This window comes from Phenylobacterium sp. (genome assembly GCF_030654915.1).
Lineage (GTDB): Bacteria > Pseudomonadota > Alphaproteobacteria > Caulobacterales > Caulobacteraceae > Phenylobacterium.
In genome coordinates this window covers 1-4,951 of sequence record NZ_JAURWM010000298.1, presented here as the reverse complement: position 1 = coordinate 4,951, position 4,951 = coordinate 1, and the positions used below count along the sequence as shown (strand labels likewise).

Annotated in this window: 7 protein-coding genes; 4 read left to right on the top strand and 3 right to left on the bottom strand. The window is 67.5% G+C overall.

Going from position 1 to position 4,951, the window contains the following annotated elements; genetic code table 11:
* The 4 genes from Q7T84_RS15945 to Q7T84_RS15930 all read left to right on the top strand — a co-directional run.
* A partial coding sequence (locus Q7T84_RS15945) for a F0F1 ATP synthase subunit A (protein WP_304810771.1) occupies positions 1-361 on the top strand: 361 nt, incomplete at its 5' end.
* A gap of 52 nt (positions 362-413) precedes the next feature.
* Positions 414-638 carry a F0F1 ATP synthase subunit C gene (locus Q7T84_RS15940; protein WP_056730905.1) on the top strand — a complete coding sequence of 75 codons (225 nt, stop codon included), beginning with the start codon at positions 414-416 and terminating at the stop codon, positions 636-638.
* A gap of 77 nt (positions 639-715) precedes the next feature.
* The gene (locus tag Q7T84_RS15935) at positions 716-1,339 is read left to right on the top strand and encodes a hypothetical protein (RefSeq protein WP_304810766.1); all 624 of its coding nucleotides are present in this window, start codon (positions 716-718) and stop codon (positions 1,337-1,339) included.
* Positions 1,339-1,842, top strand: a complete 504-nt coding sequence (locus tag Q7T84_RS15930; RefSeq protein WP_304810764.1) for a F0F1 ATP synthase subunit B — start codon at positions 1,339-1,341, stop codon at positions 1,840-1,842. Before Q7T84_RS15935 ends, Q7T84_RS15930 begins: the two co-directional genes overlap by 1 nt.
* A gap of 7 nt (positions 1,843-1,849) precedes the next feature.
* Here Q7T84_RS15930 and Q7T84_RS15925 read toward each other — a convergent pair whose 3' ends face one another.
* From Q7T84_RS15925 to gcvPA, 3 genes are all read right to left on the bottom strand, one after another.
* Positions 1,850-2,248, bottom strand: coding sequence for a PGPGW domain-containing protein (locus tag Q7T84_RS15925; protein WP_304810762.1), 399 nt, complete (start codon positions 2,246-2,248; stop codon positions 1,850-1,852).
* A 132-nt stretch (positions 2,249-2,380) separates the two neighbouring features.
* Complete coding sequence (gcvPB, locus tag Q7T84_RS15920) at positions 2,381-3,961, bottom strand: aminomethyl-transferring glycine dehydrogenase subunit GcvPB (RefSeq protein WP_304810760.1); 1,581 nt, start codon at positions 3,959-3,961, stop codon at positions 2,381-2,383.
* Positions 3,961-4,951: aminomethyl-transferring glycine dehydrogenase subunit GcvPA (gene gcvPA, locus Q7T84_RS15915; protein WP_304810758.1), on the bottom strand; the 991-nt coding region annotated here is incomplete at its 5' end. The genes gcvPA and gcvPB, both read right to left, overlap by 1 nt.

Genomic DNA, 4,951 nt, shown 5'->3' with positions numbered 1-4,951 from the left:
GAACATGTACAAGCTGTTCGTCCCGGGCGGCGTGCCTTGGTACATGCTGATCCTGGTCCCCCCGATCGAGATCATTTCCTTCCTGCTGCGTCCCGTGACCCTCGCCCTTCGTCTGTTCGGCAACATGCTGGGCGGCCACGTGGCCATGAAGGTGTTCGCCGGCTTCGTGGTTTCGCTGGGCGCCATGGCGGCCGGCGGCGGCCTGGGCCTGCTGGGCATCCCCGGCGCGGCGCTCTCGCTGGGCGGCGTCGTGGCGCTGACGGCGCTGGAGTTCCTGGTGGCCTTCCTACAGGCCTTCGTGTTCGCGGTTCTGGCCTGCGTCTATCTGAACGACGTGGTCAATCTTGGTGATCACCACTGATCGCCGAGCGAAAAACTCACCTCTATCAACCTACCAAACGGGACTGAAAACTATGGACGCGGAATCGGCTAAGTACATCGGCGCGGGCCTCGCGACCCTCGGCATGATCGGCTCGGGCATCGGCATCGGCACCATCTTCGGCCACTTCCTGGCGGGCGCCACGCGCAACCCGTCGGCCGCCGGCGGCCAATTCACCAACCTGATCCTGGGCGCCGCCCTGACCGAAGCGCTGGGCATTCTCGCCTTCGTGCTCGGCCTGCTCATCCTGTTCTCCTAAGCCAAGATCCGCAGGTCCCAGAGGGCGCGCCGACTTCGTCGCGTCCTCAGCCTGCGCTTTAAGGACGTCTAAGCCTTATGGCCGCCGAGACCACACCCCCGCCGGGCGCGGATATCCGCGACGGTAACGCCGCTGAATCCGCCGTCGCCGCGCACGGAGACCACGTTCCGGCCGGCACGACGGAAGTCGCTGCCCACGGCAGCGAGAGCGGCGGTTTGCCCCAGTTCAAATTTGAACATTGGGGCGGCCAGATCGTCTGGCTCTTCCTGATTTTCGCGGTCCTGTACCTCCTGCTCGCCAAGGTCTTCGTGCCGCGGCTTCGCAAGATCCAGGACACCCGCCAGGCTACGATCGCCGAAGCGGTGAACCAGGCGCGCAGCGTTCAAGCCGAAGCCGAAGCTCAAGCCAAGGCCGCCCAAGCCGAAATCGACGACGCCCGCGCCCGTTCGCGCAGCCTCGCCGCCGACGCCAAGGCCAAGGCCACGGCCGAACTGGCGCTTAGCCAGAAGGCCGAGGACGACCGTCTGCAAGCTCAGATGGACGAGGCGGAGGCCCGCATCCGCGGCCTGCGCGATCAGGCCATGACCAACGTCCGCGGCATCGCCGGCGAGACGGCCCAGGCCATGGTCGAAAAGCTGACCGGTCAAAAGGTGACCGCGGCTGAGATCGACGCGGCGCTCACCGCTCAAGGAGCCGCTTGATGCCTGTTTTCCTCAACCCCGCGAATGCGGAAGCGTGGGTCTTCGCGGGCCTGCTGATCTTCCTGGGCATCGTGATCTTCGTGGCCAAGGCCCCGAAGGCCATCAATTCGGCCCTCGACGCCACGACCGCCAAGATCCAGGCGGACCTGGACGAAGCGGCTCGTATCCGTGAGGAAGCCCAGCGTCTGCTGGCCCAACTCAAGGCCGAGCGCGTCGAAGCCGAGGCGCAAGCCAAGGACATGCTGGCCGCTGCTCACGAAGAAGCCCGCCGCTACGAGATCGAAGCCAAGGCCAAGCTGGAGGAGAGCCTCGCTCGCCGCCAGAAGCTGGCCGAACGCAAGATCGCCAACGCCGAGGCCCAAGCCGCGGCAGAGGTCAAGGCAGCCGCCGCCGACATGGCAGCCGCCGCCGCTGAAGTCGTGCTCACCAAGCGCCTCGCCGGCGCCAAGAGCGACCCGCTGATCGATCGCGCGATCAGCCAGCTGGGCTCCAAGCTCCAGTAGATAGGGTTTAGCGCCGACGCCTGAAAAGGCGTCGGCTGCGAACCGCGAAGCGCAGTTTCCTCGGCACCAGAAGACGCTCAATCTTCAAAGCCTGATGCCACGACATTTGAATGATATGCGGGTCACGCCGTAGTAGCCGCCGGATCGGCGAGATCATCTTCGGATGCGCGTGATGCAGGCGGACGAACTGCCGCCTAGCCTTGAACGAATTGCGCAACACGATCATCAGCCCGACGACGATGACCGGTATCCCGCCAGGTCCAGGCAAGGGCGCGATGGCGATCCCCGCCACCACGATCAGCGATCCAAGCACGACTAGGCCAAAACGCACGACGCGACCCGCGAGATCGCGGGTGGCGGCGTCGGAGGCGCGGCGGCCGCGCACGCTCGGCATGGCGAGGGACAACTGGTTTCCTACCTGGATCGCGCCCGCGCGCGGCACTGGGGGAGGACCAGCGGTCGGGACAGCACTGCCGATATGAGAACGTATCAGGGAGTCGTAAAGGCAGACCTGGGGTTAAATTTTGTCCAGGCGCCCCTATTCGGCCGCTAGAGGCGCCGGGGACACACCCTTGTCCTCCGGCCGCCAAGTCAGACGCGGTTTCCGGGCCGCCTGGGTCTCGTCCAGGCGGCGCAGCGGCGCGAGGTAGGGCGCGCCCTTGAAGCGGTCCACGTCGCCTTCCTTGGCGGCGAGCGCCAGGGCGGTCAGAGCGTCGCAGAACCTGTCCAACTCCAGCTTGGATTCGGTCTCGGTCGGTTCGATCAGCATCGCCCCGTGGACGACCAGCGGGAAGTACATGGTCATCGGGTGGAAGCCCTCGTCGATCATCGCCTTGGCGAAGTCGAGCGTGGTGATGTCGGTGCCCTCCAGCCAGGTGTCGTCGAACAGCGCCTCGTGCATGCACGGGCCATCCGGGAACGCCGGGGTCATCACCGGCGACAGCTTGGCCTTGATGTAGTTGGCGTTGAGGACAGCGTCCTCGGCGACCTGACGCAGGCCATCGGAGCCATGGCTCAGCATGTAGGCGTAGGCGCGGACGAACATGCCCATCTGGCCATGGAAGGCGCTCATGCGGCCAAAGCCCTGGGCGGCTTCTTCAATGGTCTCCTCAACGAGCTTGAAGCCGCCCTCACCGGCCACGACCCAGGGGGCCGGGGCGAAGGGGGCTAGGGCCGCCGACAGCACCACAGGGCCAGCGCCAGGACCCCCGCCGCCGTGGGGCGTCGAGAAGGTCTTGTGCAGGTTGATGTGCATGGCGTCGACGCCCAGGTCGCCGGGGCGCACCCGGCCGACGATGGCGTTGAAGTTCGCGCCGTCGCAATAGAAGTAGGCGCCGGCCTCGTGGGTCAGGCGACCGATCTCGATCACGTCGCGCTCGAACAGACCGCAGGTGTTGGGATTGGTGACCATGATCGCCGCCACGTCCGGCGACAACTTGGCGGCCAGGTCGGCGATATCGACGCGGCCGTCGTCGGTCTGAGCGATCTCAACGACCGAATAGCCGACGAAGGCGGCGGTGGCCGGGTTGGTCCCGTGGGCGGAGGTCGGCACCAGCACGGTGCGGCGATGGCCCTGCCCGTTCGCCTCATGGGCGGCGCGAATGGCCAGCAGGCCGCAGAGCTCGCCGTGGGCGCCGGCCTTGGGCGACAGGGCGACGGCGGGCATGCCGGTTAAGGTCTTCAGCCAATGGGCCAGCCGGTCCATCAGGGCGAGCGCACCCTGGACGGTCGATTGCGGCGCCAGCGGATGCAGATCGGCGAACCCGGCCAGGCGGGCCACCTTCTCGTTCAGGCGCGGGTTGTGCTTCATCGTGCACGAGCCCAGCGGATAGAGCGCCAGGTCGATGGCGTGGTTCTTCTGGCTGAGCCGCACATAGTGGCGCACGGCCTCGGGCTCAGAGAGGCCCGGCAAACCGATCGGCGCGGTACGGACCAGGTCGCCCAGATCAGACGCATCGTGCTGGGACGGGGCCAGATCGACGCCGGTCTTGTCCCAACCGCCGAGTTCAAAGATCAGCGCCTCGTCCTGCAGCAGGCCGCGGGCCCCGGTCAGGGAGGTGTGGCCGGACTGGGTCACGGCTTGCGGGCGCGTCGGGCGGCCAACGTTCTGCATGGTCATTACGCGGTCCTTCCGGCGAGCGCCGAGGCGAAGGCTTGGATGTGTTCGGTGGTGGTGGTCTCGGTCGCGCTGACCAGCAGGACATCGTCCAGGCCGGCGTGCGGGTTGAGCCGCGAGAACGGCACGCCGCCAACGACGCCGTCGGCCAGCATCGCCTCGACCACGCTCGCCGCGTCGCCCTTCAGGCGGATGGCGAACTCGTTGAAGAACCGCGGGGTCAGGATCTCGACGCCCGGCACGGCCGCCAGGGCGTCGCGCAACTCGCGGGCCTTGGAGTGGTTGAGCGCCGCCAGCTCACGCAGGCCCCGCTCGCCGAGCAGCGAGAGGTGGATGGTGAAGGCCAGGGCGCAGAGGCCCGAGTTGGTGCAGATGTTGGACGTCGCCTTCTCGCGACGGATGTGCTGCTCGCGCGTCGACAGCGTCAGCACGAAGCCGCGACGGCCCTCGGCGTCCACCGTCTCGCCGCAGAGGCGGCCGGGCATCTGGCGCACCAGCTTTTCGCGGCAGGCGAACAGCCCGACATAGGGACCGCCGAAGTTCAGGCCGTTGCCGATCGACTGGCCCTCAGCCACGGCGATGTCGGCCCCCATCTCGCCCGGCGACTTCAGCAGGCCGTAGGACACAGCCTCGGTCGTCACCACGATCAGCAGCGCGCCGGCCGCGTGGGCGGCATCGGCGATCTTGGTGACGTCGGTCACCACGCCGAACACGTTCGGGGTCTGGACGACCACGCAGGCGGTTTCAGCGTCGATCGCGTCCAGGACGGCGGCCTCGGCGTCAATCGCGGCCGCCTGGCGCACGATGTCCATGCCCTCGGCATGGGCGATGGTCTGGGTGGTCGCTGCGTACTGCGGATGCAGGCCGCCCGACAGCACCGCCTTCTTCCGGCGGGTGACCCGCTGGGACATCATCACCGCCTCGGCGCAGGCCGTGGAGCCGTCGTACATCGAGGCGTTGGCCACATCGAGACCGGTCAGGGCCGCGACCTGG

Excerpts from the sequence above, each read along its gene's own strand:
- Q7T84_RS15935 (WP_304810766.1), top strand. The coding sequence starts at position 716 with ATGGCCGCCGAGACCACACCCCCGCCGGGCGCGGATATCCGCGACGGT.
- Q7T84_RS15940 (WP_056730905.1), top strand. The coding sequence starts at position 414 with ATGGACGCGGAATCGGCTAAGTACATCGGCGCGGGCCTCGCGACCCTC.
- Q7T84_RS15930 (WP_304810764.1), top strand. The coding sequence starts at position 1,339 with ATGCCTGTTTTCCTCAACCCCGCGAATGCGGAAGCGTGGGTCTTCGCG.
- gcvPB (WP_304810760.1), bottom strand. The coding sequence starts at position 3,961 with ATGACCATGCAGAACGTTGGCCGCCCGACGCGCCCGCAAGCCGTGACC.